The sequence below is a fragment of the Chromobacterium sp. FG89 genome (assembly GCF_057808735.1).
This window is the reverse complement of sequence record NZ_JBMDIQ010000008.1, coordinates 85,139-111,113: the sequence shown is the minus strand read 5'-3', so window position 1 is coordinate 111,113 and position 25,975 is coordinate 85,139. Positions and strand designations below refer to the sequence as shown.

Below are 25,975 nucleotides of genomic sequence, written 5' to 3'. Positions count from 1 at the left end.
CAAGTGTTTGCCCCTGACGCAAACGCCTTGCCCAAGCGGGAGGCCGTGATGAAGTTCGATATTCAGCTGCTGTTGTTGGCGATGGCGCCGGTGTTCCTGGCCTTCGTCGCCGGCGAGTTGTGGCATTTGCGCCGGCAGGGCCGGCTCAGTCTGTACGATTGGCGCGATTCAGTGTGCAGCGCCTGTCTGGGCTTGCTGCACCAGGGGGCGGACAAGCTGGCCTGGGTGCTGGCGCTGCCCTTGTACGCGTGGATTTACCAAGAACACCGGCTGTTTCAATTTTCCGACTCCTGGCTCAGCTTCTTGCTGTTGTTCATCGGCCAGGATTTCCTCTATTACTGGTTCCATCGCGTCAGCCACCGCGTGCGTTGGCTGTGGGCCGCCCACAGCGTGCACCACAGCTCCACCCGGATGAATTTCACCACCGCCTTCCGCCAGAGCCTGATGTATCCGCTGGCCGGCATGTGGGCGTTCTGGCTGCCGCTGGCCTGGCTGGGCTTTCCGCCGGAGCAGGTGGTCGGCGTGGTGTTGCTGAACCTGGCCTTCCAGTTCTTCGTGCATACCCAGGCCTGCCCCAAGCTGGGTTGGCTGGAATACGTTCTCAACACCCCGTCCATCCATCGCGGCCACCATGCCAAGAATCCGCGCTACATCGATCACAACTACGCCGGCGTGCTGGTGGTCTGGGACCGCCTGTTCGGAACCTATGTGGAGGAAAGCGCCGACGATCCCTGCGACTACGGCACGGTCAAGCCGGTGAACAGCTTCAATCCGCTATGGGTCAGCGTGGTGGAATGGCGCGATATGTTGCGGGAAGCCTGGCGCGCGCCCAACTGGAAGGACCGCTGGACGGTCTTGTTCGGCCCGCCGGAAGAGGCGGAGGCGGCCGCGGCGCGCTGGCGCTGAGGGCATGAAAAAAGCGGACCGGGAGGTCCGCTTTTGCATGGCATGGTCTTGCCAGCCTGCGTGGCTAGCAAGCATCAGCGTCAGCGCTGAGCCAGTCGGCGCAACGCTACAGCAGGATGCTAAACCAGCACCTTGCCGTTTTTGGCCGGCAAGGTCTTGCCCTTGGGCTTGCGGTCCATGCGCACGGTGCCGGTCTTGCCGTCCAGCGAGTACTTGACGTCGTAGCCGACCACCTTCTCGCTGCTTTCGTTCACTTCATTGCAAATGGTCTGGGTGCTGTTGACCTGATCGCGTTGCTGCATGCCTTCCTGCACCTTGTTGCCGGCCAGGCCTCCCGCCAGCGCGCCGATCACGGTGGCGGCCTTCTTGCCGTTGCCGCCGCCCACCTGATTGCCCAGCACGCCGCCGATCACGCCGCCTATCACCGAGCCGGCGATGCGGTTTTGATCCTGGACCGGCGCCTGATGGGTGACCTGCTCCTGATGGCAGACCTGCTTGGGTGCATTGACGGTTTCCTTGATCGGCGTCACCGCCAGGATGCGGGCATGGGTGGCGTGGACCGGAGCGGCCGGCTTGGCCGGCGCGCTGGGTTCGGCGGTTTTCTCCGCCGGCTTGGCCGCTTGGGCGGCTGCGACGGGCGCGGCCGCGGCGACGACCGCCGGGGCGGAGGCCACGGCGGGCGGCAGCACCGCCACCGCGGCGGATGCGGTTGCCGGCGCGCTGGTGGTTTGCTGCGGCGCGGCCGCGGTCTGAGGATTGGATTTCACGGCTTGATAGCCGGCCACGCCCAGGCCGCCGAGCGCGATGCCGCCGCCCAGCACGCTGGCGATCAACAAGGATTGTTTCATGGTTCGTCTCCAAAAGCGGGCCGTCTATGCGGCCGTAATCATGATGAGTGAGATGAAATTCAGACACTTCATGGTGGCAGACAGTTGCAAATCAAATGTTTTCCATTTGTTACTAAAAGTGGCGAATCGTTAGCGTTTGCGGCGGGGACTCCGATGTTGCAGCGGCGCTAGCAATTTGATTTAAATCAATATATCAGCGAGTGAACGCTTGCTTATATGCAAATTGGCATGCTGGGCCCCGCGATGGGGAGCGTGGCAGAAATTTGCAGTAGTCTGCAGGTAATTGAGCAATTAGAGCAAAGTTTTTGTTTAAATAATCGAATTTAATTTCATTGTATCCAATATATGACGCTATTAAGGCATAAAAATCCAATGTCTTCATTTGACGCGAGGCGAGCATGAGTGCTTAATGTCCAGCTTGTTGATGTTTGCAACAGAAACGAAGCGGCTTGCCTGAATTGTCATGCTGTTGGTATTAATGTTGCTGGAAAATGATGATTTTAGGGGGCAGCCTTGACTGATATCTCCACCGAAGCCGGTTTGAAGCGCGGTTTGAAAAACCGCCACATCCAATTGATCGCCTTGGGCGGCGCGGTCGGCACCGGCCTGTTCTTGGGCTCGGCCAGCGTGCTGAAGGCCGCCGGTCCGTCCATGATTCTGGGTTATGCCGTCGCCGGCCTGATCGCCTTCATGATCATGCGCCAGTTGGGCGAAATGGTGGCCCAGGAGCCGGTGGCCGGCTCGTTCAGCCACTTCGCCTACCGTTACTGGGGCGATTTCGCCGGCTTCCTGTCCGGCTGGAACTACTGGGTGCTGTACATCCTGGTCAGCATGGCGGAACTCACCGCCGTCGGCGCCTATGTCCAGTATTGGTGGCCGCATGTCCCCGCCTGGGTGTCGGCACTGGTGTTCTTCGTCTGTATCAACGGCATCAATCTGGCCAACGTCAAAGTTTACGGCGAGGCGGAGTTCTGGTTCGCGCTGATCAAGGTGGTGGCGGTGATTGCCATGATTCTGTTCGGCGGCTACCTGCTGCTGACCGGCACCGGCGGTCCGCAAGCCTCGTTCAGCAATCTGTGGAGCGATGGCGGCTTCTTCCCGCATGGTTTCAGCGGCCTGTTCATGATGATGGCGGTGATCATGTTCTCCTTCGGCGGCCTGGAACTGATTGGCCTGACCGCGGCCGAGGCGGATAACCCGCGCACCACCATTCCCAAGGCGGTGAACCAGGTGATCTACCGCATCCTGATCTTCTACATCGGTTCGCTGGTGGTGCTGCTGTCGCTGTACCCATGGAGCAAGGTGGCGTCCGGCGGCAGCCCCTTCGTGATGATCTTCCAGCAAATCGGCTCCGGGCTGACCGCCAATCTGCTCAACTTCGTGGTGCTGACCGCGGCGCTGTCGGTGTACAACAGCAGCGTTTACGCCAATAGCCGCATGCTGTATGGCCTGGCCAGACAGGGCAACGCGCCCAAGGCCTTGATGCAGGTGGACCAGCGCGGCGTGCCGGTGCCGGCGATCCTGGTGTCGGCGTTGGCCACTTTCGCCTGCGTGATCCTGAACTATGTGCTGCCGGGCGAGGCCTTGGGCATTTTGATGTCGCTGGTGGTGGCCGCGCTGGTGACCAACTGGGCGATGATCAGCCTGACGCATTTGAAGTTCCGCCGCGCCAAGGTCGAAGCCGGCGAGCAACTGGTGTTCAAGTCCTTCTGGTTCCCGCTGACCAATTGGATCTGCCTGGCTTTCATGGCGATGATTCTGTTGATCCTGCTGCTGACCCCGGGCGCCGCGGTATCGGTCTATGTGTTGCCGATATGGCTGGGGCTGTTGTGGGTGGGCTATCGCGCCAAAGCCAAGGGCGCGCCGGCGGCGGAGCCTGTGCGCCAGACCTCCTGAGTGTTTTCACGACGCTCGCGCAGCGAGCGTATCGGCAGGGCCGCCTTATCCGGGCGGCCCTGCTTTTTGCCCCGCGCGGTCCGTCTCCTCGACTTGCATTTAATTAGACTTATTGTCTAATTTGCTTAGTGCTGATGATGGTCTTATGGATCATCACCAGATGGTTTGAAAAAGGTTTTTGACATTTTGTCGTATTTTGTTTAGTCTGAACGTGGTTTGTTTGAAGTTGATGTATGTAATAAGGATGTCTTGCTTGCTTTTTGGACTTTTTGTCTGATTGACGGGTGGTGAGGGCCTTGCTGCATTGATGAAGCAATACCGTCCCATTCACAAGAGAGCCTGCTTACGATTGCGCGAGCTGGGGCGAGACAAGGTTTTGCGGCTGAGAAAGCGGAATGCGCGCATGGCGCACGAGCAATGCCAAGCCGGATTCAAAGCCGCATCGCCGCGCGCCGCTGATCGTAAACAGCTTTCCATCGGCAGGAGGCGCCAAGGTGAGCGTTACCCCCACTTCCACCGGTTTGAAGCGCGAGCTGAAAAACCGCCATATCCAATTGATCGCGCTGGGCGGCGCGATCGGCACCGGTCTGTTCCTGGGTTCGGCCAGCGTGTTGAAAGCGGCCGGACCGGCGATGATTCTCGGCTACGCCGTCGCCGGCTTCATCATTTTCCTGATCATGCGCCAATTGGGCGAGATGCTGGCCGAAGAGCCGGTGGCCGGCTCGCTCAGCCATTTCGCCGGCCGTTACTGGGGCAAGTTTCCCGCCTTCCTGTCCGGTTGGAATTACTGGGCGCTGTATGTGCTGGCCGGCATGGCCGAACTGACGGCCGCTGGCGAGTACGTGCGCTATTGGTGGCCGGATGTGCCCACCTGGGTCACCGCGCTGGTCTTCTTCACGGCGATCACCGGCGTCAATCTGAGCAGCGTCAAATACTATGGCGAGACGGAGTTCTGGTTCGCGCTGATCAAGGTGGGCGCGGTGATCGCGATGATCGTGTTCGGCGGCTATCTGCTCTTGTCCGGCAAGGGCGGCCCGCAGGCTTCGGTGAGCAATCTGTGGAGCGACGGCGGCTTCTTTCCGCACGGCGTAGGCGGCCTGTTCATGACGATGGCGGTGATCATGTTCTCCTTCGGCGGCTTGGAGCTGATCGGCATGGCGGCGGCGGAGACCCAGGATCCGCAGAAAACCATTCCCAGAGCGGTGAATCAGGTGATCTACCGCGTGCTGATTTTCTACATCGGCTCGCTGCTGGTGCTGCTGTCCCTGTATCCGTGGAGCAAGGTGGCCGCCGGCGGCAGCCCCTTCGTGATGATTTTCGAGCAGATCGGCGCCGGCTTCGCCGCTCACGGGCTTAATTTCGTGGTGTTGACCGCGGCCTTGTCGGTGTACAACGGCGGCGTCTACGCCACCAGCCGCATGCTGTTCAGCCTGGCGCAACAGGGCAATGCGCCCAAGAGCATGGCCAGGCTGGACAAGCGCGGGGTGCCGGTCAACGCCACCTTGCTGTCGGCGTTGGCGACCTTCGCCGGCGTGGTGCTCAATTACCTGCTGCCCAGCGGCGCGCTGGCCTTGTTGATGTCGCTGGTGGTCACCGCCCTGGTGATCAATTGGGCGCTGATCAGCCTGACTCACCTGAAGTTCCGCCGCGCCCAGGGCGGCCGCAAGCTGGTGTTCGCCTCGCTGTGGCATCCGTTCTCCAATTGGCTGTGCCTGGCCTTCATGTTGATGATCCTGGGAGTGATGCTGTTCACGCCGGGGGTGTCGGTGTCGGTGTACGTTTTGCCGGCCTGGCTGCTGGTCCTGTGGCTGGGTTTCCGGCTGAAGCGGCCGGGGGCGAACGCGGCCGGTCTGGCCGTCGACAAGGCGTGAATCCGCATGCCGGGCTTGACGTACTGGGGCGTAAACCGGCATGCTTCCACGCTTATGAAGCAAACGATCCCATTCCAGACCAAAACGTGGTGGTGGCGCAGCTAATCGGCGCGCCAGGGATGTTCGCATCTATTTTCCGGGCCGCCGTCATGGGCGGCCTTGTTGTATCCAGCGTTACCCCGTGCGGCGGCAAATTTTTCTGACTCAGGAGTTGTCATGTCTCGCACACAATGGGGTTCCCGCCTCGGTTTCATTCTGGCTTCGGCCGGCGCCACGGTCGGCCTGGGCTCCATCTGGAAGTTTCCCTACGTCACCGCGATGAACGGCGGCGGCGCGTTTCTGCTGATCTATCTATTGCTGACCTTCACGCTGGGCATCGCCTTGCTGCTGGCCGAGATCGCCATCGGCCGCGCGGCGGCCTGCGGCGCGGTGAGCGCCTTCGCGCGGCTGGGTTCGCGCCGCTGGAAGCTGGTGGGCTACGCCGGCGTGCTGTGCGGTTTCCTGGTGTTTTCCTTCTACAGCGTGGTGGGCGGCTGGACGCTGGGCTATCTGCTGCGCGCGGTGGACGGCCGGGTGATGAGCAACGACCCGGCGGCGCTGGCGCGCTTGTTCGGCGATTACGTGTCCGACCCCTTCGAATCCCTGCTGACTCACGCCCTGTTCACCGGCCTGACGCTGCTGGTGGTGATGTGCGGGGTGCAAAAGGGGATTGAGCGCGCCGGCAAGGTGTTGATGCCGCTGCTGTTCCTGCTGATGCTGGGCCTGATCGCCCGCTCGCTGACCTTGCCGGGCGCAGGGGCCGGCGTGGCGGCCTTGCTGACGCCGGATTTCTCCAAGGTGACGCCGGGCATGCTGGTGGAAGCGCTGGGCCTGGCCTTCTTTTCCTTGTCGGTGGGCGCCGGTTGCATGATCGCCTACGGTTCCTATCTGGGCCGGGACGCGAAACTGGCGGGCGCCGCGCTGTGGGTGACCGGCCTGACCACGCTGACCTCGGTCTTGGCCGGCCTGATGATCTTTCCTGCGATCTACGCCTTTGGGCTGGACCCTCAGGCCGGACCGGGCCTGACCTATATGACCATGCCGGTGGTGTTCAACCACCTGCCTTTCGGCCAAGCCCTGGCGGCGGCCTTCTTTCTGCTGCTGCTGATGGCGGCGCTGACCTCCTCGGTGTCCCTACTGGAACTGGTGGCGGTGTTTCCCATCGACGAGTGGGGCGTAGGCCGGCGCAAGGCGACGCTGCTGATCTGCCTGCTGGTGTTTTGCGCCGGCATTCCGGCGGCGTTGTCCTTCGGGCCCTTGGCGGACTGGAAGCTGTTCGGCCGCAATGTGTTCGAGCTGATGGACTACACCGCGTCCAACATCCTGCTGCCGCTGGGCGGCATCGGCACCGCCTGCTTCGCCGGCTGGGTGATCTGGCCGACCATGCGCGCCGAGCTGCAATTGCCCGCGGCGCTGAGCGCCGGCGTGCGCTTCATCTATTGCTGGGCGGCGCCCATTCTGATCAGCCTGGTGCTGGTATACAATATCTGATTCGCTTTGCCGTTGGCATGGGCAAGAAAGGGGGCGGCCATGATTAAAACCGAGTCCGACATCCAGGGCATGATCTTGGCCGGCGCCCTGACCGCGCAAGTGCTGCAGGCGGTGGAGGAGAAGATCCGGCCCGGGGTCAGCACGCTGGAGATCGACGCCTTTTGCGAGCGTTACATCGTCGAGCGATTGGGCGCGCGGCCGGGCAGCAAGGGGCAGTACGGCTTCCCGTTCAGCGTCAACACCTCGGTCAATCAGGTGGTGTGCCACGGCTGGCCGTCCGAGCGGCAGCGTCTGAAGCGCGGCGACATCGTCAACGTCGACGTCACGGTGCTGAAGGATGGCTATTACGGCGACAGCAGCAAGACCTTCGCCGTCGGCGAGATCAGCCCGTACGCGCAGCGCCTGGTGGACGTCACCCAGCGTTGCCTGTATCTGGCCATCGCCAAGGTCCGCCCGGGCGCGACGCTGGGCGACATCGGCCACGCAATCCAGCAGCACGCCGAGGCGCAGGGCTATAGCGTGGTGCGCGAGTATTGCGGCCACGGCATCGGCGCCGCCATGCACGAGGAGCCGCAAGTGCTGCATTACGGCCGGCCCGGCCAAGGGCTCAAGCTGGAGGCCGGCATGACCTTCACCATCGAGCCGATGATCAATCAGGGCGGCAAGGACGTGAAGGTGTTGCCGGACGGCTGGACGGTGGTGACGCGGGACCGCAGCCTGTCGGCTCAGTTCGAGCACACCCTCCTGGTCACCGCCGACGGCTGCCGCATCCTGACCTTGCGCGAAGAGGAAAAAGCGGGCTTGGCGGCGCTGGGTCTGCTGGCGGCTTAGACCCGCCAAGCAAACTCCTGATCCTGCTTGCGCCTCCTGGCCGCACTCTTTGTACGGCCTGCGCCGGCGCGCCTTGGCTCGGCTTCTCCGCGAGGCGTTGCGAGCGGCTCTTAAGCCCGTTCCGTCCATCTCGCCGACGCGCAGCAGATCGTAAACAGATTCTTAGAGCCAGCGCAGCAAGCCGTAGACGATAAAGCTGACCACAATGGCGAGCAGGGTCTTGCCGTTCTTCCACGCCACCGCGATGGCGACCAGGGTGCCGATCAGATAGGCGTTGCCCAGCGACAGATCAATGCGCCCGGCCGGGGCCAGCGCCATCGGCACCACCAGCGCCGACAGCACCGCCGCCGGCACATAGTGCAGCGCGCGGTTCAGCCAGTCCGGGAAGGCCAGCCGCTGGCCGAACACCAGAAAGCTGGCGCGGATCAGCAAAGTGGCCGCCAGCATGCCGAAAATCATCCACCAATGGTTCATGCCGCCTCCTTGCGCTTGCCTTCCAGCAAGAGTCCGGCGCCGACGCCGAGCAGCGCCGCCAGCATCAGGTCCAGCTTGTAGGGCAGGCCGCGCGCCAGCAGCGCGGTCAGGCCGGCCACCGCCGCGGCCGCCAGCGTGGGCCGCTTTTTCAATTGCGGCGCGACGATGGCGGCGAAAGTGGCCACCATGGCGAAGTCCAGGCCCAGCTGCGCCAGCCCCGGCACCGAGCGCCCCAGCAGCACGCCGGCCAGCGTCCACGCCTGCCAATTGCCGTACATCGCCAGCGAGGAGCCCAGCCAATACCACTGGCCGCCGGCCGCGGCCTGGGTGCGGAAACGGTGTTCGACCACGGCGAAGGTTTCGTCGGTGAGCCAGAACGCCAGCGGCCAGCGCCAGGCCAGCGGCCATTGCCGCGCATAGGGCAGCAGGGTGGCGCTGTACAGCGCGTGGCGCAGATTGACCACGAAAGTGGTCAGCCAGATCACCGGCAGCGCGGCGCCGGCGGCCACCAGGCTGACGGCGATGAATTGCGAGGAGCCGGCGAACACCAGCAAGGACATGGCTTGGGTGCTCAGCGGGCTGAGCCCGGCGGCGATGGCCAAGGTGCCGAAAATCACGCCGAAGGGCGCGGCGCCTATCAGCATGGGCAGGCTGTCGCGCGCGCCTTGCAAGGCCCAGGCGGCGGGGGTGGGGCGGGTCATCGGGGCGTATCCTTGCGGCAATGAGATGGATTCATCATGCCGCCGAAACCGGCCGCCGTCTTGAACGATTTTGCGGGGGATGGCCGCGTGGCTTTGAGCTGCTTCTCAGGGCCTGTTCAAAGTCTCGCGAGCAAGGGCGAGACAAGGCGAAAATGAGCGAAAAAGCGGAATGTACAGCTGGTACATGAGCATTTTGAGCTGGTTTTTAACGCCGTATCGCTGAAGCGCAGCAGACTTTGAACAGGTTCTCAGCGGCGCAGGCCCAGCGCGCGTTGATAGGCGGCCGGCGCCAGACCCACGGTGTGGCGGAAGGCGCGGGTCAGGTGGGCCTGGTCGGCGAAGCCCAGGCTGAGCGCGACCGCGCCGGGCGTTTGTCCCTGCGCCAGCAATTGGCGCGCGCGATTGACGCGCAGCTGATTGCGCCAAGCCACCGGCGGCAGGCCGAAGTGCTGGCGAAACTGGCGGCACAGCTGCCAGGGCGAGAGCTGGGCCGCTTCCGCCAGCGTCTGCAGCGACAGATTGTCGCTGATGGCGTCGGCCAGCATCTGCCGCGCCAGCTCCACCGCGCGCGGGGCGGCCGCCTGCGTCTGGCCGCGCACCTGCATATGGCGTTGCAGCACCGCGCCGAACATGCGCTGCAACGCAGATTCGCGCAGCAGCCGGTCCCGGCTGTCGCGCAGCAGGCGATGCAGTTGGTCCATGCCGGCGGCCAGCGGCGCGTCCAGCACCACGGTGTCGCGAAAATAAGGCCGGGCGTGGGCGTCGCCGCTGATGTCGGCGGCCAGCTTTTGGAGGAAGTCCGCGGACGGATAGAAGCCGCGATAGGCCCAGCCGCGCGCGTCGGCGGTTTCGCCGGTATGCACTTCGCCGGGATTGATCAGCACCAGCGCGCCGACGCCGGCGCGGTGGGTGCCGCCGCGGTGGCGGTAGGACTGTGCGCCCAGGGTCAGCGCGTTGACCACGTATTCTTCATGAAAATGCGGCGGAAACACCCTTTGGGCGTAGCTGGCGTCCAGGCATTCCAAGGCGCCGATGTCGTCGGCGCGGAAGAAATCGGAACGATCGGACGCTGGGCGGGACATGGCGGGGCGTCGCGGCCGGCCTTAGGAGCCGGCCATGAAGGTGCGGATGCCGGAACCGACGAACTGCACGCCGATGCAGATCAGCAAAAAGCCCATCAGCCGCGTCATCACTTCGCGGCCGCCGCGGCCCAGACGCTGGGCGATCAGCTGCGAGGATTTCAGCGTCAGCCACATGCCGAAGCAGGTGCCGCCGATGGCGGTGAAGGTCATCGCGAAGGCCAGCGCCTTGGCCGGCAGCGTGGTCAGTTCGGCGATCTCGGTGGAAATGCCGATGACCACGGCGATGGTGCCGGGACCGCTGATGCCGGGCATGGCCAGCGGGAAGAAGGCGTAGTCCTCGCGTTCGCCGGTCTTGGGCGCGTTGCCCGGGTCCTGAGACAGGAACAGCATGCGGTAGCCGAGCACGGCGACGACGAAGCCGCCGGAAATGCGCAGCGCGCCGTAGGAAATGCCGAAGGCGGACATGATCACGTTGCCGGCCAGCAGGCTGACCACCATGATGGCGGCTGCGAACACGCAGGCGCGGCGCGCCTGATTGTCGCGCGCAGAGTCGCTCATCTCGCGGGTCAGGGTGATGAACAGCGGAATCTTGGATAGCGGGTTGGTGATGGTGATCAGGCTGAGCAGCCCGCCGAACAGGAATTGGAGCGACAACGTCTTGAGCATGGCACTACGCTGATGAAGCGAACATTACATGGAATGGACGCAGTCTGCCTGAGGCCGCGGGCAAGTGACAAGGGAAATTCTGCGGCCGGCGGCGCGAAGCGCGCGCGGCATGACATTGGCTGTGGCATTATGCCGCACAGCTGCCTGCGGCGGCTGTGCTAGAGTGCGGAAAACCCGAGGAATCCATTATGCAAAAGACATTGAGCGCCCTGTTGGGCCTGTGCCTGCTGAGCGCCGGCGCGATGGCGCACGAATTCAAGCTGGGCGATATGAAGATCGGCCATCCATGGAGCCGGGCGATGCCGGAAAGCAGCCCCACCGGCGGCGTTTACCTGTCGCTGAGCAATCGCGGCAAGGCCGCGGACAAACTGTTGTCCGCCAGCACGCCGCGCGCGGACAAGGCCGAACTGCACACCCACATCAACGACAAGGGCGTGATGCGCATGCGCGAAGTGGCCGGCGGCGTGGCCGTGGCCGCAGGCCAGGAAGTCAAGTTCGCGCCCGGCAGCTATCACGTGATGCTGATGGGCCTGAAGCAGCCGCTGCGCGTGGGCGACCGCTTTCCGCTGACATTGCGATTCGAGAAAGCGGGCAGCGTGACCGTGGAAGTGGTGGTGGAAGACGGCATGGCCGCCGCCGCGCCGGCCGAGCACGCGCATTGAACGGCAAGGCGCGATGCTACCGGTAACGTTGCGCCGAAGTTACATCGTGCAGTGCAGCAATCGGCGCGGGCTGGAGTAAATGCTTTACCCCGCGCCGGCGACTGGGCAGACTTGGCCTCGGGAATGTGTTGAGAACAAGACGTCATTGCCACTGCCGGCGCCCTGAACAAGGTCAAAACGCCAAGTCTGCACAAAGAGAGAAACGATGGAGGAGCGAGCGCTTGCGCCCGCGCACAACAAAATCCAGGGACGCCGGCAGTTCCTTTCCCCTCCCATGATGTATGCTGTCAGCCATCTTCTTGCCGACCGCGTTTTCCCGCATGACACCCTCTATCCCCCCCGCCAAATCTCCGCGCCTGAGCATTGAATACTGCACCGGCTGCCGCTGGCTGCTGCGCGCCGCCTGGATGGCGCAGGAGCTGCTGACCACCTTCGAGAAGGAATTGGCGGAAGTGGCCTTGCAGCCCGGCAGCGGCGGCGTGTTCCGCGTCGAACTGGACGGCGAGCTGCTGTGGGACCGCAAGGCCGACGGCGGTTTCCCCGACATCAAGCTGCTGAAGCAGCGGGTGCGAGACCGGGTGGCGCCGCAGCGTTCGCTGGGCCATAGCGACGGCGCCGTTTCCTGATCCGGCCGTCGCCATGAGCGAGCCGCTGCGCAAAATCATCCACGTCGATTGCGATTGTTTCTACGCCGCCATCGAGATGCGCGACGATCCCGCCTTGCGGCCCTTGCCGCTGGCGGTGGGCGGGCGGCCGGAAAGCCGCGGCGTGATCGCCACCTGCAATTACATCGCGCGCCGCTACGGCGTGCGCTCGGCGATGTCGTCGGCGCGCGCGCTGCGCCTGTGCCCCGATCTGCTGATTCTGCCGCCCGATATGGCGCGCTACCGCGAAGCCAGCCAGAAGATCATGCGCATCTACGAGCGCTACACGCCCTTGATCGAGCCCTTGTCGCTGGACGAGGCCTATCTGGATGTGACGGGTCAGCCGCATGAGCAGGGCAGCGCCACGCGGATGGCGGAGGCGATACGCCGCCAGATCCGCGAGGAGGTGGGCATCACCGCCTCGGCCGGCATCGCGCCCAACAAATTCCTGGCCAAGGTGGCCAGCGACTGGAACAAGCCGGACGGGCAATTCCTGATCCGGCCTCAAGACGTGGCCGGTTTCGTCGCCGCGCTGCCGGTGGAGAAGATACACGGTGTGGGCCGGGTCACCGCGCAGCGGCTGAACGAGCTGGGCATACGGCGCTGCGGCGATATGCTGGCCTGGGAGCTGGCCGATCTGCTGCGTCACTTCGGCCGTTTCGGCGAGCGTCTCCACGAGCTGGCGCGCGGCGTGGATCCGCGGCCGGTGTCCACCGACCGCAGCCGCAAATCGATCAGCGTCGAGGAGACCTACGCGGTGGACCTGCCCGACGTCGCCGCCTGTCTGTCCAAGCTGCCGGAGCTGATAGACCGCTTGAGCGCGCGTATCGCGCGCAGCGGCAATCCCGCGTTCAAGGGCTTGTCGGTCAAGCTCAAGTTCGACGATTTCAACCAGACCACGGTGGAACACGCCGGCGGACAACTGTCGTCGGCGCGTTTCGGGGAACTGCTGCGAGTGGGATTCGAGCGCGGACGGCGGCCGGTGCGTCTGGTCGGCGTCGGCGTCAAGCTGGCGGACGAGCATGACCTGCCGCGTCAGTTGCGCCTGTTCGGCCGGGACGGCCGGCCCTTGCCGGACCTGCCGGCGGCGGACGCCGCCGCGGGCGAGGCGGAGCCGCCAGCGCGAGACGCCGACCCGCCCCCGAACGGTTGAGGCGGGTCAGCGCAAGGCCGGATCAGGGGGTTTTGAAGTCGCCGGCGTAGACCTGGAACAACTGGGCCGGGTCTATATGCTTGCGCAGCGCGGCGTTGACCTGCTCCACCGTCAGCGCGGCGATGGCGGCGTCCACCTTGGCGTTGAAGTCCATGCCGCGGCCGATCTGCAACTGGCCGTCCAGAGCGCCGCTCAGCGCGCCGTCCTGGGCGCGGGCGATCTCCCTTTCCTGCTGCAGCGCTTTCTTGGCGTCGGCCAGTTCGGTGGCGTTGACGCCGTCGCGGATGAAGTGGGTCAATTCCTCGGCCACCCCCTGTTTCAGCTTGTCCAGATTCTGCGGCGCGTAAATGGCCACCAGGCTCAGGCTGGCCACCGGCTCGAAGCTGCCGGCCTTGAACTGGCTGCCGGCGTAGTAGCTGATGCCGTCTTTCTGGCGCAGGCGGTCCAACAGCCGCGATTTGACGCCGCCGCCCAGAATCTTGTTGGCGACCAGCATCGCCGGGTAGTCCGCGTCGCTGTCACGCATCGCCAGCGGCGCGGTGGCCAGGTAGAAGGCGTTGGCCTTGTCCTTGGCCAGCAATTGGCGCTGGCCCGGTTTGGCCGGCGGCAGCTGGCTGGGCGCGCGGCTGTACGCCACGGGGCTGTTCCAGCCGCCGAACAGTTTTTGCAGCTGGCTTTGCGCCGCCTTGGCGTCGAAGTCGCCGACCAGGGCGAAGCGGGCGTGGTTGGCGCCGTAGAACTGGCGGTGGAAGCGCTTCAGATCGTCCAGCTTGGCGGCTTTCAATTCGGCGGCGGCCTCGTCCAGCGTCGGACGGTAGCGCAGATCGCCCTTGCGATAGATATTGAGCGCCTGGCCCACGGCCTGGGTGGCCATGGCCTGAGGCTCGTTGCGCTGGGCGTCGATGGCGGTCAGTTCCTCCTTGCGCAGCAGTTCGAATTCCCGTTCCGGGAAGCTGGGCTGCTTGAGCAGGCCGGCGATCAGGTCCAGCAAGGCAGGCAGATGCGTGCGGGTGGTTTCAAAGTCCACGCTGACTTCTTGGCCGGAGCCGGAGATGCTGAGCTTGGCTTTCAATTGGTCCAGGCGATTGCTGATTTCGGCGCGGCTGAGTTTGCCGCTGCCGCGCTCCAGCATGTCGGCGGCGAGGCCGGGAACGGCGCCGCGGCCGAACAGGCTTTTCTCATCGCCGAAGGCGAGGCTGAAGCTGCCGTTGACGGTTTCGCCGCGGGTCTTCTTGGCCAGCAAGGCCAGCTTGGCGCCGTTGGCGAGCGTGGTTTTCTCGGTGCGGGCGTCGATATTGGCCGGGCTGGGGTCGAAGGCTTCGCCCTGGCTGATCGCGGCGCGGCCCTTGTAGCCGTCCACCAGCTTGGCCACGTCCGGCGTGGCCGGGATCACGCTGCGTTCCGGTTTGGCGGTGGGCATGAACTGGCCGTAGGTGCGGTTGGACGGCTTGAAGTAGTTCTCGGCCGCCCGTTCCACGTCCTTGACGCTCAGCGCCTCGATGCGGTCGCGGGTCAGGAAGAACAATCGCCAGTCGCCCTTGGCGATGGCTTCGGACATTTCCACCGCCAACTGCTGCGGATCGTTCAAGGTCTTGTCGATCTCATTGAGCAGGCTGGCCTTGGCGCGCTTGAGTTCGGCCTCGGTCACCGGCTTGCTCTTGAAGCCTTCGATGGCGGCGAGCAGGGCCTGGCGCGCGTCGGCCAGCTTCTGTCCCTTGTTCAACTCCGCCCAGAAAATGATGTAGCCGGGTTCGGCCAGCGCAAAGGGCCAGGCCTCGACGCCTACGGCTTTCTTGCCGCCCACCAGCGCCTGGTACAGCCGGCCGTTGGGCGTGCTGGCCAGGATGTCGGCCAGCGCGAGGACGGCGGCCGCGTCCGGGTGGCTGCCGGCGGAGATCGGATAGAGCACTGCGGCCAGCTGGGTGTCGCCGACGCGCTCCACGGTGAGTTCGCGCGCGCCGTCGCGCTGCGGTTCTTCGGTCCAGGTCGGCGTCAGCTGGCGCTGCGGCTTGGCGATCTTGCCGAAGGCCTGCTGGACGACGGCCAGCGTCGCCGCCGGGTCGAACTTGCCGCTGATCATCAGCACCGCGTTGTCCGGCTGGTAGTACTTGCGGTAGAAGGCCTGCAGATTGTCGATGCGGACCTTTTCCACGTCCGAGCGCGCGCCTATGGTGTTGTGGCCGTAGTTGTGCCAGTCGTAACTGACCGCGGTCATCTGCTTCCACAGCACGCGGCGGGGATTGTTCTCCCCCATCTCCATTTCATTGCGCACCACCGAGAACTCGGTGTCCAGATCGCTCCTGGCGATCTTGCTGTTGACCATGCGGTCCGCTTCCATCTCCAGCGCCCAGCGCAGATTGGCGTCGCTGGCGGGGAAGGTTTCGTAGTAGTTGGTGCGGTCCAGGAAGGTGGTGCCGTTGAACTGCATGCCGCGCTTGCCTAGCTCCTGCATCAGATTGCCGCTGCTGGGCGTGCCTTTGAACAACATGTGCTCCAGCAAGTGGGCCATGCCGGTTTCGCCATAGCTTTCGTGGCGGCTGCCCACCAGATAGGTGATGTTGACGGTGGTGGTGGGCTTGGAGGCGTCCGGCGCCAGCAGGACGCGCAGGCCGTTGGGCAGCCGGTATTCGGTGACGCCTTCCACGCTGGTGTAGGCTTGCAGCTGGCTTTGGCTGGCGGCGGCGGGTTCGGCGGCGATGGCCGGCAGGGCGTGGCCCAGGGACAGGGCGAGCAGCAGGCTCAGGGTCTTGATGCGCATGCGGTGGCGTTTCCTCTGGCATGAATGCGGGACGGCGGCGCGCGATGGCGCCGGAATGCTATAGGCTTGCGATTTTGCTTGCCTTCGTCAAGTCGGAAACATTCCGGGCATGACGTAAGTCTGGGGCAAACAGGGGTAGGCCGCCGCGGCGGGGCATTGGTTCCCGCCATGGAACTCAGAGCCTGTTTACGATCTCGCGAGCAAGAGCGAGACAAGGCGGAAATGACCGAAGAAGCGGAATGTACATACGGTACATGAGCATTCTGAGGTCATTTCCAACGCCGTATCGCCGAAGCGCAGCAGATCGTAAACAGGCTCTCAGCGTTTTAGATTGCTGATGCTCATCAGCATGCCCATGCCGACGAACAGGGTGACGGTGGCGGTGCCGCCGTAGGACATGAAGGGCAGCGGCACGCCCACCACCGGCAGGATGCCGGACACCATGCCCATATTGACGAAGGCGTAGACGAAGAAGGACAGGGTGATGGAGCCGGCCATCAGCCGGCCGTACAGCGTTTGCGCGCTGGCGGTGATCATCATCGCGCGGCTGAGCACCAGCAGGTAGAGCGTCAGCAGCAGCACATTGCCGGCCAGGCCGAATTCCTCTGAATACACGGCGAAGATGAAGTCGGTGGTGCGTTCCGGGATGTAATCGAGGTGGGTCTGGGTGCCGTTGAGCCAGCCCTTGCCCCAGGGGCCGCCGGAGCCGATGGCGATCATGGACTGGATGATGTGGTAGCCGTCGCCCAGCGGGTCGGTGGTGGGGTCTATCATGGTCAGCACCCTGCGGCGCTGGTAGTCGTGCAGCAGGTTCCAGACGATGGGCAGGCTGGCCGCGCCCAGGCCGATGCCGGCGAAGATCACTTTCCACGGCAGGCCGGCGAAGAACAGCACGAAGAGGCCGGCGGCGGCGATCAGCAGGGTGGTGCCCAGGTCCGGCTGCTTCAGCACCAGCGCGCTGGGCACGGCCATCAGCAAGGCGGCCACCAGATAGTGCCACCAGCGCATCGACAGCTCGTATTTCTGGAAGAACCAGGCCAGCATCATCGGCAGCGCGATCTTCATGATCTCGGACGGCTGGATGCGGGTAATGCCCAGTTCCAGCCAGCGGGTGGAGCCGTTGACGGTGACGCCCTTGAAGTGGACGGCCAGCAGCAGGAGCACGCCCAGGCCGTAGATGGGCGGCGCAAAGTTCATGATGCTTTGCGGCCGCATGCGGGCGATGATCCACATGATGATCAGCGACAGGCTGGTGTAGATCAGCTTATTGTCTATCTTGTCGAAGGACTGATTGTTGGCCGAGTACAGCAGCACCATGCTGACTACGAAGATCATGCCCAGGAACAGCATCAGCCAGCCGTCCAGCGGCTCTTTGACCTGTTCCCAGACGCGTTTAATTAGAGAGGTCTGCATTGTCGTTGGCGGTGTCGGTGGGCATGGTCTTCAGCGTGCCTTCGATGTCTTTCGGCACTTTGCCCAGCAAGTAGTAATCGAACAGCGCGCGCACGATGGGCGCGGCGGCGGCGGCGCCGAAGCCGGCGTTCTCCACGATCACCGCCACGGCGATGCGAGGCTTGTCCACCGGGGCGAAGGCGATGAACCAACTGTGGTCGCGGTATTGCTCGGCCAGCGCGGAGGCGTTGTACTTGGCGCCCTGTTTGATCTGCACCACTTGGGCGGTGCCGGTTTTGCCCGCCATCGAGTACTGCAGGCCCACGCCCAGCCGAGCGCCGGTGCCGCGCGTCATCACGCCTTCCATGCCGCGCTTCACGTATTCGAAGTTTTCCGGTTTGAACGGGATCTGGCGGGTGGGCATCGGTTCAATGATGCGCGCTTTACCGCTGCGGGTGTCCACCACTTGCTGGACCAGGTGCGGTTTGAACACCTGGCCGTCGTTGGCCATGATGGCGGTGGCGTTGGCCATTTGCAGCGGTGTATAGGCGTTGAAGCCCTGTCCGATGCCGATGCTGACCACGTCGGCCGGATACCAGCGGCGGAACTCTTCCTTGTAGCGGGAAAAGCGGCGGGCCTTCCACTCCTTGGACGGCAGCACGCCGATGGATTCGCCGTCCAGGTCGATGCCGCTCTTGCTGCCCAGGCCGAACTGCGCCAGCGCCGGGTGGATCTTGTCTATGCCCATGTCCCAGGCCAGCTTGTAGAAGAAGGTGTCGCTGGAGACTTCGATCGCGCGCTGCAGATTGATCATGCCGTTGCCGGCCTTCTTGCTGTCGCGGAACTGGTGGCTGGAGCCGGGCAGGGTGAAGTAGCCGGGCGCCGGGCGGATGTCGCGCATGCCGATGGCGTGGTTTTCCAAAGCGGCCATCGCCATGAAGGGCTTGAAGGTGGAGCCGGGCGGGTAGGTGCCGCGCAGCGCGCGGTTGATCATCGGCTTCTGCCAGTCGCTGTTCAGATTGGTCCAGGTCTGGGTGTCGATGCCGTCGATGAAGAGATTGGGGTCGAAGCCCGGCTTGGACAGGAAGGCGAGCACGCCGCCGGTGGACGGTTCTATCGCCACCAGCGCGCCGCGGCGGCTGCCGAACAGCTTGTCCGCCATTTCCTGCAGCCGGATGTCCAGCGCCAGCTTCAAGGTGTTGCCGTTGACCGGCGGCGTGCGTCGCAGCGAGCGCACCGCGCGGCCGCCGGAGTCGGTTTCCACTTCCTCGAAGCCGACCTTGCCGTGCAGATCGTCCTCGTACACCGCCTCCAGGCCGGTCTTGCCTATGTAGTTGGAGCCCTTGTAATTGGCGGTTTTCTCTTCTTCTTCCAGCCTTTCCTTGTCGCGCTGGTTGATGCGGCCGATATAGCCGAGCACATGGCTGGTCATTTCCTTGAACGGATAGTCTCGGAACAGCCGCGCCTTGACCTCCACGCCGGGAAAGCGCCAGGACTGGGCGGCGACGCGCGCGGCCTCTTCCTCGCTGAGCTTGGTTTTCAGCGGGATGGATTCGAAGTTCTTGCTCTCGATCAGCAGGCGCTTGAACTGGCGCTCGTCGCGCGGGGTGATGTCCACCAGCTTGCGCAGTTCGGCCTCGGTGGCGGCCAGGTCCGCGATCTTGCTGGGCGTCAGCTCCAGCGTGTAGGCGGAGTAGTTTTGCGCCAGCACCACGCCGTTGCGGTCCAGGATCAGGCCGCGGTTGGGCAGGATGGGAACCAGCGAGATGCGGTTGTTCTGGGCCAGCGTGGAAAAGTGTTCGTGCTGCAGCACTTGCAGCCAGATGAAGCGCGTGAGCAGCACCAGGAACATCAGCACGATCAGCGCGTAAGCGACGATCAGGCGCAGCTGGAACTGGCTGTCTTCGGCCTGCGGGTTCTTGAAGCGGGTGGGTTGAGGCATGGACGGTCCGCGGCGCTAGACCGCGTTATGGCGGTAGGGCATCAGCATCAGCTTGGTCAGCAGCGGCCATAGCAGGGCGCCGATCAAGGGCGGCAGGAAATAGCCCCAGCCGACGAAGGCGGAGCCGGTGAGCATGCGCACCACCACCATGATCAGCTGGTTGGTCAGCAGCAGGCCCAGCACCACCAGCGTCTGCTGGCCCAGGTTGAACATCACCACCTGGCGCTGGCGCGCCAAGGCCAGATAGGCGGTGATCGAATAGGCCAGCGCGTGCTGGCCGAACAATCCCGCGGTGGAGATGTCGGCCACCAGGCCCAGCAAGAAGGCGGTGCCGATATTGACCCGGCGCGGCTGGTTGATCACCCAGTACAGGATCAGCATGCCGATGAAATCCGGCAGCCAGCGCGTGCTGCCGTGCGGCAGCGGGATCAGTTCGATCAGGACGGCGAAGATGAAGGTGAACAGGATGAAGCGGCGCTTCACCGGTTTGAGCAGTTCCTTGGGGCGCTCGAACGTCATCGGGGCTTACTCCTCGGCGGCGGCTTTCTTGCCGCCCCTGCTCTTTTTGACGATGGGGGCCGGTTCCGGCGGGCGCGGCGGCGCCTGCTTGTCGCCCAGCACCAGCATGTAGCGGGTTTGCTGCACGCCGGCCAAGGGCGCGGTGGCGATGCGGGCGAAGGTGGCGCCCTGGTTGCGCTCCACCCGGGTTACGCGGGCCACGGGGATGCCGGCCGGATAAACGCCGTCCACGCCGGACGTGACGATGTGGTCGCCGTCCTTGATGTCCGCGCTTTGCGGCAGGTAGCGGATTTCCACGCCGCCGCCATAGCCGTACAGGATGGCGCGTTGGCCGGTGCGGGCCACCATCACCGGCACCATCTGGTTCTTGTCTATGACCAGGGTCACTTCCGCGGTCAGCGGCTGCACCCGGGTGACCTGGCCCAAGAGGCCGCTGGCGTCCACCACCGGCTGGCCGGCTTTCAGATTGGCGTCGCTGCCCTTGTCGATGATGATTTTGTAGGAAAACGGATCGCGGCCGGTGTACAGGGTTTCCGCCATCTGCGCCTGCTGGTGGTAGCTGGACTTGATGCCGTTGAGCTTGCGCACCTCGTCCAGCTCGCGCTGCAGGGTTTGCAGCCGCGACAGCTGCGCGGACATTTCCAGCTGGCGCACGCGCAAGGCGGTGTTTTCCTGCTTCAGTTCGGTTTGGGAGCTGAGAAAATCGCTGACGTGGCGCATCGCCTGCGCCGGCATGTTCACCGCGCGCTGCACCGGGTACAGCGCCAGCGAGGTGGCTTCGCGCGCCTGTTCCATCAGGCCGAAATAGCTGTCGCCGACCAGGAGCGCCACCGAGGCGGCCACGGCCATGGCCAAGCGCGCGCCGGGCGGCGGCCCGGAGCGGAAAAAGCTGGGGGTGTTGGCAAAGTCCATCGGCTCAGACCTCGCCCCTTGACGCGGGGCGCTGTGCTTCAAAAACGGGCGCGCTTGTCGCGCGCCCGCCATCATCGCTTGCTTTACGAGCGGCCGCCGCCGCCGGAGCCGGGCTCAGGCGGTCGTCGGTCGTTCCGGTTTAGGGGACGTTGGTGAAAATGGTGCCAATCTTGTCCATCTTCTCCAGCGCCTTGCCGGAGCCGCGCACCACGCAGGTCAGCGGTTCTTCGGCCACGAACACCGGCAGGCCGGTTTCTTCGGCCAGCAGGCGGTCGATGTCTTTCAGCAGCGCGCCGCCGCCGGTCAGCACCATGCCCTTGTCGGCGATGTCGGCGCCCAGTTCCGGCGGGGTCTGTTCCAGCGCGATCTTCACCGCGGATACGATCTGGTTCAAGGGCTCGGTCAGCGCTTCCAGGATTTCGTTGGAGGACACGGTGAAGGCGCGCGGAATGCCTTCGGCCAGATTGCGGCCCTTGACTTCCATTTCGCGCACTTCGGCGCCCGGGAAGGCGGAGCCTATGGTCTTCTTGATTTCCTCGGCGGTGGTTTCGCCGATCAGCATGCCGTAGTTGCGGCGGATGTAGTTGATGATGGCTTCGTCGAACTTGTCGCCGCCGACGCGGACGGAGTTGGAGTACACCACGCCGCCCAGCGAGATCACGCCGACTTCGGTGGTGCCGCCGCCGATGTCCACCACCATGGAGCCGGTGGGCTCCTCAACCGGCAGGCCGGCGCCGATGGCGGCCGCCATCGGCTCTTCGATCAGTTCCACGCGGCGCGCGCCGGCGGCCAGCGCCGAGTCGCGGATCGCCTTGCGTTCCACCTGGGTGGAGCCGCAGGGCACGCAGATCACGATGCGCGGGCTTGCGGCGAAGAAGCGGTTGGGGTTCACCTTCTTGATGAACTGCTTGAGCATCTGTTCGGTGACGGTGAAGTCGGCGATCACGCCGTCCTTCATCGGGCGGATCGCCTGGATGCTGCCCGGGGTGCGGCCCAGCATGCGCTTGGCTTCCAGGCCCACGGCCAGGATGGATTTCTTGTTGGTGGGCGCGTCGCTGTGAATGGCGACGACCGAGGGCTCGTCCAGCACGATGCCTTTGGCGCGCATGTAGATGAGGGTGTTGGCTGTGCCAAGGTCAATGGCGAGGTCGTTGGAGAAGTATCCGGTCAGCGAACGAAACATTGGGCGATCCTGGTCAGTTTTCGTCATGTGGCGGACGCGCCGTCGCGTCCGCGCTTAATCTGTTGTTTGTTGTCTACTCGTACGACCCGAGTCTAACCGCCGCGTGGCAAAACGACGCTTGGCGCCCACTGGGCGACGCCGGCTAAGCGGCTTCGCCCGCTGGCCTTGCGCATCATTTTCCGACGCCGTGTCGGTTCGATAAGGCCTGCACGATCCGGCCCCGGCGCGGCGGCTTGCCGCCTGTCGGCCGCGCGGTGAAAGCGTTGCCGAAATTACGCCGTGGCGTGATGTCGATCTTGGGAGAATCAAGCGGGCTATGATACCCTATAACGCTTGAAATATTAAAGGTTTTGAACGAGGACACCATGTCGCTGACGCATCAGGATGTCGCACGAATTGCCAAGCTTGCCCGCATCAATGTCAATGAAGCGGAAATTGCCGCGACAAGCAAGCAACTCAATAATATTTTCGGCCTGATCGAACAGATGCAGGCGGTGAACACCGACGGCATCGAGCCGATGGCCCATCCGCAGGATGTCTCTTTGCGTTTGCGCGAAGATATCGTTACCGAAACCAATCAGCGCGAAGCTTTCCAGGCCGTGGCCCCGCAAGTGGAAAAGGGCTTGTTCCTGGTCCCCAAGGTCATCGAGTGATGCTCTGATTGCCTGCGCCGGTTTAGGTTCCCGCCCGCGCGGGAGGCCGGCGCCGGTCGCTGTCTGAAAGGACGGCGACGCCATTCCCGGATAGCTAAAGATTCCATTTGAAATGACACAGTCTACTTTAAAGCAACTGTCGCGGCAGCTGGCGGCCAAGGAAGTCTCCAGCCTTGAGCTGGCCACCCAATATCTGGACCGCATCGAGGCGCTGAACCCGGCGCTCAACGCGCTGGTCACCGTCGACCGCGCCAAGACCCTGGCCGAAGCCGCGGCCGCCGACGCGCGCATCGCCGCCGGCAACGCCCATGCGCTGACCGGCGTGCCCATCATCCACAAGGATCTGTTCTGCCAGCAGGGCTGGAAAACCAGCTGCGGCTCCAAGATGCTGGACAACTTCGTGTCGCCGTACAGCGCCCACGTGGTGGAGCAGTGCCAGGCCGCCGGCATGGTGACGCTGGGCCGCGCCAATATGGATGAGTTCGCGATGGGTTCGTCCAATGAGAACTCCTTCTACGGCGCCGTGAAAAATCCCTGGGATCAGAACGCGGTGCCGGGCGGCAGCTCCGGCGGCTCCGCCGCCGCCGTGGCCGCGCGGCTGACGCCGGTGGCCACCGCCACCGACACCGGCGGCTCCATTCGCCAGCCGGCCTCCCATTGCGGCGTCACCGGCATCAAGCCGACCTACGGCGTGGTGTCGCGCTACGGCATGGTGGCCTTTGCCTCCTCGCTGGATCAGGGCGGCCCGATCGCGCAGACCGCCGAGGACTGCGCGCTGATGCTGAACGTGATGGCCGGCTTCGATCAGCGCGACTCCACCTGCTTGGAGCGCGCCCGCGAAGATTACGCCCGCGACCTGAATCAGCCGTTGGCCGGCCTCAAGGTGGGCCTGCCGCGCGAATACTTCGCCGCCGGCCTGAGCGCCGACGTGGCGCGCGCGGTGGACGAGGCGGTGACGGTGCTGAAACAGCAGGGCGCGCAGGTGGTGGACATCAGCCTGCCCAATACCGAGTTGTCCATCCCGGCCTACTACGTGATCGCGCCGGCCGAGGCCTCCACCAATCTGTCGCGTTACGACGGCGTGCGCTACGGCCATCGCGCCGCCGAGTACAAGGACCTGGTGGACATGTACGAGAAGACCCGCGCCGAAGGCTTCGGCAGCGAGGTCAAGCGCCGCATCCTGGTGGGCAGCTATGTGCTGTCGCACGGCTATTACGACGCCTATTACCTGAAGGCCCAGAAAATCCGCCGCCTGATCGCCAACGATTTCAAAGCCGCTTTCGAGCAGTGCGACGTGATCCTGGGGCCGGTGGCGCCGACCGCGGCCTTCGACATCGGCGCGATGAACGACGATCCGGTGCAGATGTATCTGTCCGACATCTACACGTTGTCGGTGAACCTGGCCGGCTTGCCGGGCATGAGCGTGCCGGCCGGCTTTAGCGCGAATGGCCGCCCGATCGGCTTGCAGATCATCGGCAACTACTTCGGTGAAGCCAAGATGTTGAACGTCGCGCATCAGTTCCAACTTGCGACTGATTGGCACTCCCGAGTACCCAAGCTTGAAAAGCAAAAGGTAAAAATAGTTATTTAAAGGGGCTTTTGTCTCTTTAAAAAAGATGCGTAAAAATTAAAGGATTTTCCGACCATGAAATGGGAAGTCGTCATCGGTATCGAGGTGCATGTGCAGCTCAATACCGTCTCCAAGATTTTCTCCGGTTCCAGCACCGCTTTCGGCGCGGAGCCGAACACCCAGGCCTCCGCGGTGGAGCTGGCCTTTCCCGGCGTGCTGCCGGTATTGAACAAGGCGGTGGTGGAGAAGGCCATCCGCCTGGGACTGGCGCTGGACGCCAAGATCAACCAGAAGAACGTGTTCGCGCGCAAGAACTACTTCTATCCCGATCTCCCCAAGGGCTACCAGATCAGTCAGATGGATCTGCCCATCGTCGAGGGCGGTCAGCTGAAGATCCTGGTGGGCGAGCAGGAGAAGGTCATCGGCGTGACCCGCGCCCATATGGAAGAGGACGCCGGCAAGAGCCTGCATGAAGACTTCCACGGCCTGTCCGGCATCGACCTCAACCGCGCCGGCACGCCCTTGCTGGAAGTGGTGTCCGAGCCGGACATGCGCTCGGTGGACGAGGCGCTGGCCTATGTGAAGGCGCTGTACGCGCTGGTGACCTGGCTGGGCATCTGCGACGGCAATATGCAGGAAGGCAGCTTCCGCATGGACGTCAACGTGTCGGTGCGCCCGGAGGGGCAGAAGGAATTCGGCACCCGCCGCGAGATCAAGAACCTCAACTCCTTCCGCTTCCTGGAGCAGGCCGCCAAGTACGAGATCCAGTGGCAGATCGACACCCTGGAAGACGGCGGCAAAGTACAGCAGGCCACCGTGCTGTTCGACCCGGATACCGGCGAGACGCGGATGATGCGCAGCAAGGAAGACGCGCACGACTACCGCTACTTCCCGGACCCGGACCTGTTGCCGGTGCGCATCTCCGACGAGCAGATCGCCCGCATCCGCGGCGAGATGCCGGAGCTGCCGGCGGCGATGCAAGTCCGTCTGGCCGAGGCCTACGGCGTGTCCGCCTACGACGCGGCGCTGCTGACGTCCAGCCTGGCTCTGGCCCAGTATTTCGAAGCCGCGGCCAAGGCCTCCGGTCAGGGCAAGCTGGCCGCCAACTGGATCAACGGCGAGATCGCCGCGCGGCTGAATCGCGACGGCAAGGAGATCGCCGATTGCCCGATCTCGGCCGAGCGCCTGGTTGGCCTGATCGCGCGCATCGCCGACGGCACGCTGTCCAGCAAGCTGGCCAAACAGGTGTTCGACGCCTTGTGGGACAGCGAACTGTCCGCCGACGCCATCATCGAGCGCGACGGCCTGAAGCAAGTGTCCGACGTCGGCGCCATCGAGAAAATGGTGGAAGAAGCGATCGCCGCCAATCCCAAGGCGGTGGAAGAATTCCGCGCCGGCAAGGAAAAGGCGCTCAACGCCTTGGCCGGCCAGGTGATGAAAGCCTCCAAAGGCAAGGCGAATCCGGCTCAGGTGCAGGATATTCTGCGTCAAAAGCTGGCCTAATCCGGCGGAACTTCAGGGCGGCGGCGCCGATCGTGGCGCCGCCGCCCTGTTTTTGTGTTGCGGCGCGACAAGTGGTCTTGCTCTGGACTGTCCTTGGAAATATTCCCAGGCCCGGGGTGTGGTGTTTCGGAAATGGTTCGAGTGTTAACAGCTCACTTTGACTGATGTTTTTAAGCCTCTGATTTGACAAGGAATCCGCTTTTTGCCTGGTCCGCTAAGTCATTGTCTCAAAAGGTGAATTAGAACTTCTCGATGTTGACCGTGGGGAAGTTCTTTCTT

The 25,975-nt window shown here is 64.0% G+C and carries 22 protein-coding genes; 11 read left to right on the top strand and 11 right to left on the bottom strand.

What is annotated here, in order from left to right:
* Positions 1–48: 48 nt before the first annotated feature.
* Positions 49–906, top strand: coding sequence for a sterol desaturase family protein (locus tag ACODRW_RS10220; RefSeq protein WP_235084995.1), 858 nt, complete (start codon positions 49–51; stop codon positions 904–906).
* 119 nt (positions 907–1,025) lie between these two features.
* Here the strand turns inward: ACODRW_RS10220 and ACODRW_RS10215 are convergent, their stop codons facing one another.
* Positions 1,026–1,754: a glycine zipper 2TM domain-containing protein gene (locus tag ACODRW_RS10215; protein ID WP_488905672.1), complete on the bottom strand. Its 729-nt coding sequence runs from the start codon at positions 1,752–1,754 to the stop codon at positions 1,026–1,028.
* 513 nt (positions 1,755–2,267) lie between these two features.
* On the opposite strand from ACODRW_RS10215, the gene ACODRW_RS10210 reads away from it, so the two are divergent.
* The 4 genes from ACODRW_RS10210 to map all read left to right on the top strand — a co-directional run bounded on the left by ACODRW_RS10210 (position 2,268) and on the right by map (position 7,882).
* Positions 2,268–3,650, top strand: a complete 1,383-nt coding sequence (locus ACODRW_RS10210; protein WP_235084993.1) for an amino acid permease — start codon at positions 2,268–2,270, stop codon at positions 3,648–3,650.
* 494 nt (positions 3,651–4,144) lie between these two features.
* Entirely contained in the window at positions 4,145–5,521 is a 1,377-nt protein-coding gene (locus ACODRW_RS10205; RefSeq protein WP_488905671.1) for an amino acid permease, read from the top strand.
* A 216-nt stretch (positions 5,522–5,737) separates the two neighbouring features.
* Positions 5,738–7,051: a sodium-dependent transporter gene (locus ACODRW_RS10200; RefSeq protein ID WP_107797798.1), complete on the top strand. Its 1,314-nt coding sequence runs from the start codon at positions 5,738–5,740 to the stop codon at positions 7,049–7,051.
* Positions 7,052–7,090: 39 nt separating this feature from the next.
* Positions 7,091–7,882 carry a type I methionyl aminopeptidase gene (map, locus tag ACODRW_RS10195; RefSeq protein WP_107797799.1) on the top strand — a complete coding sequence of 264 codons (792 nt, stop codon included), beginning with the start codon at positions 7,091–7,093 and terminating at the stop codon, positions 7,880–7,882.
* A gap of 162 nt (positions 7,883–8,044) precedes the next feature.
* Here map and ACODRW_RS10190 read toward each other — a convergent pair whose 3' ends face one another.
* From ACODRW_RS10190 to ACODRW_RS10175, 4 genes are all read right to left on the bottom strand, one after another.
* Positions 8,045–8,356, bottom strand: a complete 312-nt coding sequence (locus ACODRW_RS10190) for an AzlD domain-containing protein (protein WP_227106459.1) — start codon at positions 8,354–8,356, stop codon at positions 8,045–8,047.
* Positions 8,353–9,057, bottom strand: a complete 705-nt coding sequence (locus ACODRW_RS10185; protein WP_107797801.1) for an AzlC family ABC transporter permease — start codon at positions 9,055–9,057, stop codon at positions 8,353–8,355. Before ACODRW_RS10185 ends, ACODRW_RS10190 begins: the two co-directional genes overlap by 4 nt.
* Positions 9,058–9,305: 248 nt before the next feature.
* The gene (locus tag ACODRW_RS10180; RefSeq protein WP_488905670.1) at positions 9,306–10,139 is read right to left on the bottom strand and encodes an AraC family transcriptional regulator; all 834 of its coding nucleotides are present in this window, start codon (positions 10,137–10,139) and stop codon (positions 9,306–9,308) included.
* A 21-nt stretch (positions 10,140–10,160) separates the two neighbouring features.
* Positions 10,161–10,805, bottom strand: coding sequence for a MarC family NAAT transporter (locus tag ACODRW_RS10175; RefSeq protein ID WP_488905669.1), 645 nt, complete (start codon positions 10,803–10,805; stop codon positions 10,161–10,163).
* Positions 10,806–10,993: 188 nt separating this feature from the next.
* Between ACODRW_RS10175 and ACODRW_RS10170 the strand changes: the two genes are divergently transcribed.
* The 3 genes from ACODRW_RS10170 to dinB all read left to right on the top strand — a co-directional run bounded on the left by ACODRW_RS10170 (position 10,994) and on the right by dinB (position 13,264).
* On the top strand, positions 10,994–11,467 hold the full coding sequence (locus ACODRW_RS10170; RefSeq protein WP_488905668.1) for a copper chaperone PCu(A)C: 474 nt from the start codon (positions 10,994–10,996) through the stop codon (positions 11,465–11,467).
* Between the two features lie 320 nt (positions 11,468–11,787).
* The gene (locus tag ACODRW_RS10165) at positions 11,788–12,093 is read left to right on the top strand and encodes an Rdx family protein (protein WP_107801578.1); all 306 of its coding nucleotides are present in this window, start codon (positions 11,788–11,790) and stop codon (positions 12,091–12,093) included.
* 13 nt (positions 12,094–12,106) lie between these two features.
* Positions 12,107–13,264: a DNA polymerase IV gene (gene dinB / locus ACODRW_RS10160; protein ID WP_107797804.1), complete on the top strand. Its 1,158-nt coding sequence runs from the start codon at positions 12,107–12,109 to the stop codon at positions 13,262–13,264.
* Between the two features lie 22 nt (positions 13,265–13,286).
* Here dinB and ACODRW_RS10155 read toward each other — a convergent pair whose 3' ends face one another.
* The 6 genes from ACODRW_RS10155 to ACODRW_RS10130 all read right to left on the bottom strand — a co-directional run bounded on the left by ACODRW_RS10155 (position 13,287) and on the right by ACODRW_RS10130 (position 21,970).
* Entirely contained in the window at positions 13,287–16,022 is a 2,736-nt protein-coding gene (locus ACODRW_RS10155) for a M16 family metallopeptidase (protein ID WP_488905667.1), read from the bottom strand.
* Between the two features lie 318 nt (positions 16,023–16,340).
* A complete protein-coding gene (rodA, locus tag ACODRW_RS10150; protein WP_107797806.1) occupies positions 16,341–17,435 on the bottom strand; it encodes a rod shape-determining protein RodA in 1,095 nt (364 codons plus the stop codon).
* On the bottom strand, positions 17,416–19,356 hold the full coding sequence (gene mrdA, locus ACODRW_RS10145; protein ID WP_107797807.1) for a penicillin-binding protein 2: 1,941 nt from the start codon (positions 19,354–19,356) through the stop codon (positions 17,416–17,418). Before mrdA ends, rodA begins: the two co-directional genes overlap by 20 nt.
* 15 nt (positions 19,357–19,371) lie before the next feature.
* Positions 19,372–19,875 (bottom strand): rod shape-determining protein MreD, encoded by a 504-nt coding sequence (gene mreD / locus ACODRW_RS10140; protein WP_107797808.1) that lies wholly within the window; start codon positions 19,873–19,875, stop codon positions 19,372–19,374.
* A gap of 6 nt (positions 19,876–19,881) precedes the next feature.
* A complete protein-coding gene (gene mreC / locus ACODRW_RS10135; protein WP_107797809.1) occupies positions 19,882–20,787 on the bottom strand; it encodes a rod shape-determining protein MreC in 906 nt (301 codons plus the stop codon).
* Positions 20,788–20,926: 139 nt separating this feature from the next.
* Positions 20,927–21,970 (bottom strand): rod shape-determining protein, encoded by a 1,044-nt coding sequence (locus ACODRW_RS10130; protein ID WP_043592385.1) that lies wholly within the window; start codon positions 21,968–21,970, stop codon positions 20,927–20,929.
* Between the two features lie 365 nt (positions 21,971–22,335).
* Between ACODRW_RS10130 and gatC the strand changes: the two genes are divergently transcribed.
* The 3 genes from gatC (at position 22,336) to gatB (ending at position 25,696) form a co-directional block, all read left to right on the top strand.
* Positions 22,336–22,623: an Asp-tRNA(Asn)/Glu-tRNA(Gln) amidotransferase subunit GatC gene (gatC, locus tag ACODRW_RS10125; protein WP_043592439.1), complete on the top strand. Its 288-nt coding sequence runs from the start codon at positions 22,336–22,338 to the stop codon at positions 22,621–22,623.
* A gap of 112 nt (positions 22,624–22,735) precedes the next feature.
* Positions 22,736–24,214 (top strand): Asp-tRNA(Asn)/Glu-tRNA(Gln) amidotransferase subunit GatA, encoded by a 1,479-nt coding sequence (gene gatA / locus ACODRW_RS10120; protein ID WP_488905666.1) that lies wholly within the window; start codon positions 22,736–22,738, stop codon positions 24,212–24,214.
* Between the two features lie 54 nt (positions 24,215–24,268).
* Positions 24,269–25,696: an Asp-tRNA(Asn)/Glu-tRNA(Gln) amidotransferase subunit GatB gene (gene gatB, locus ACODRW_RS10115; RefSeq protein ID WP_488905665.1), complete on the top strand. Its 1,428-nt coding sequence runs from the start codon at positions 24,269–24,271 to the stop codon at positions 25,694–25,696.
* Positions 25,697–25,975: the final 279 nt, after the last annotated feature.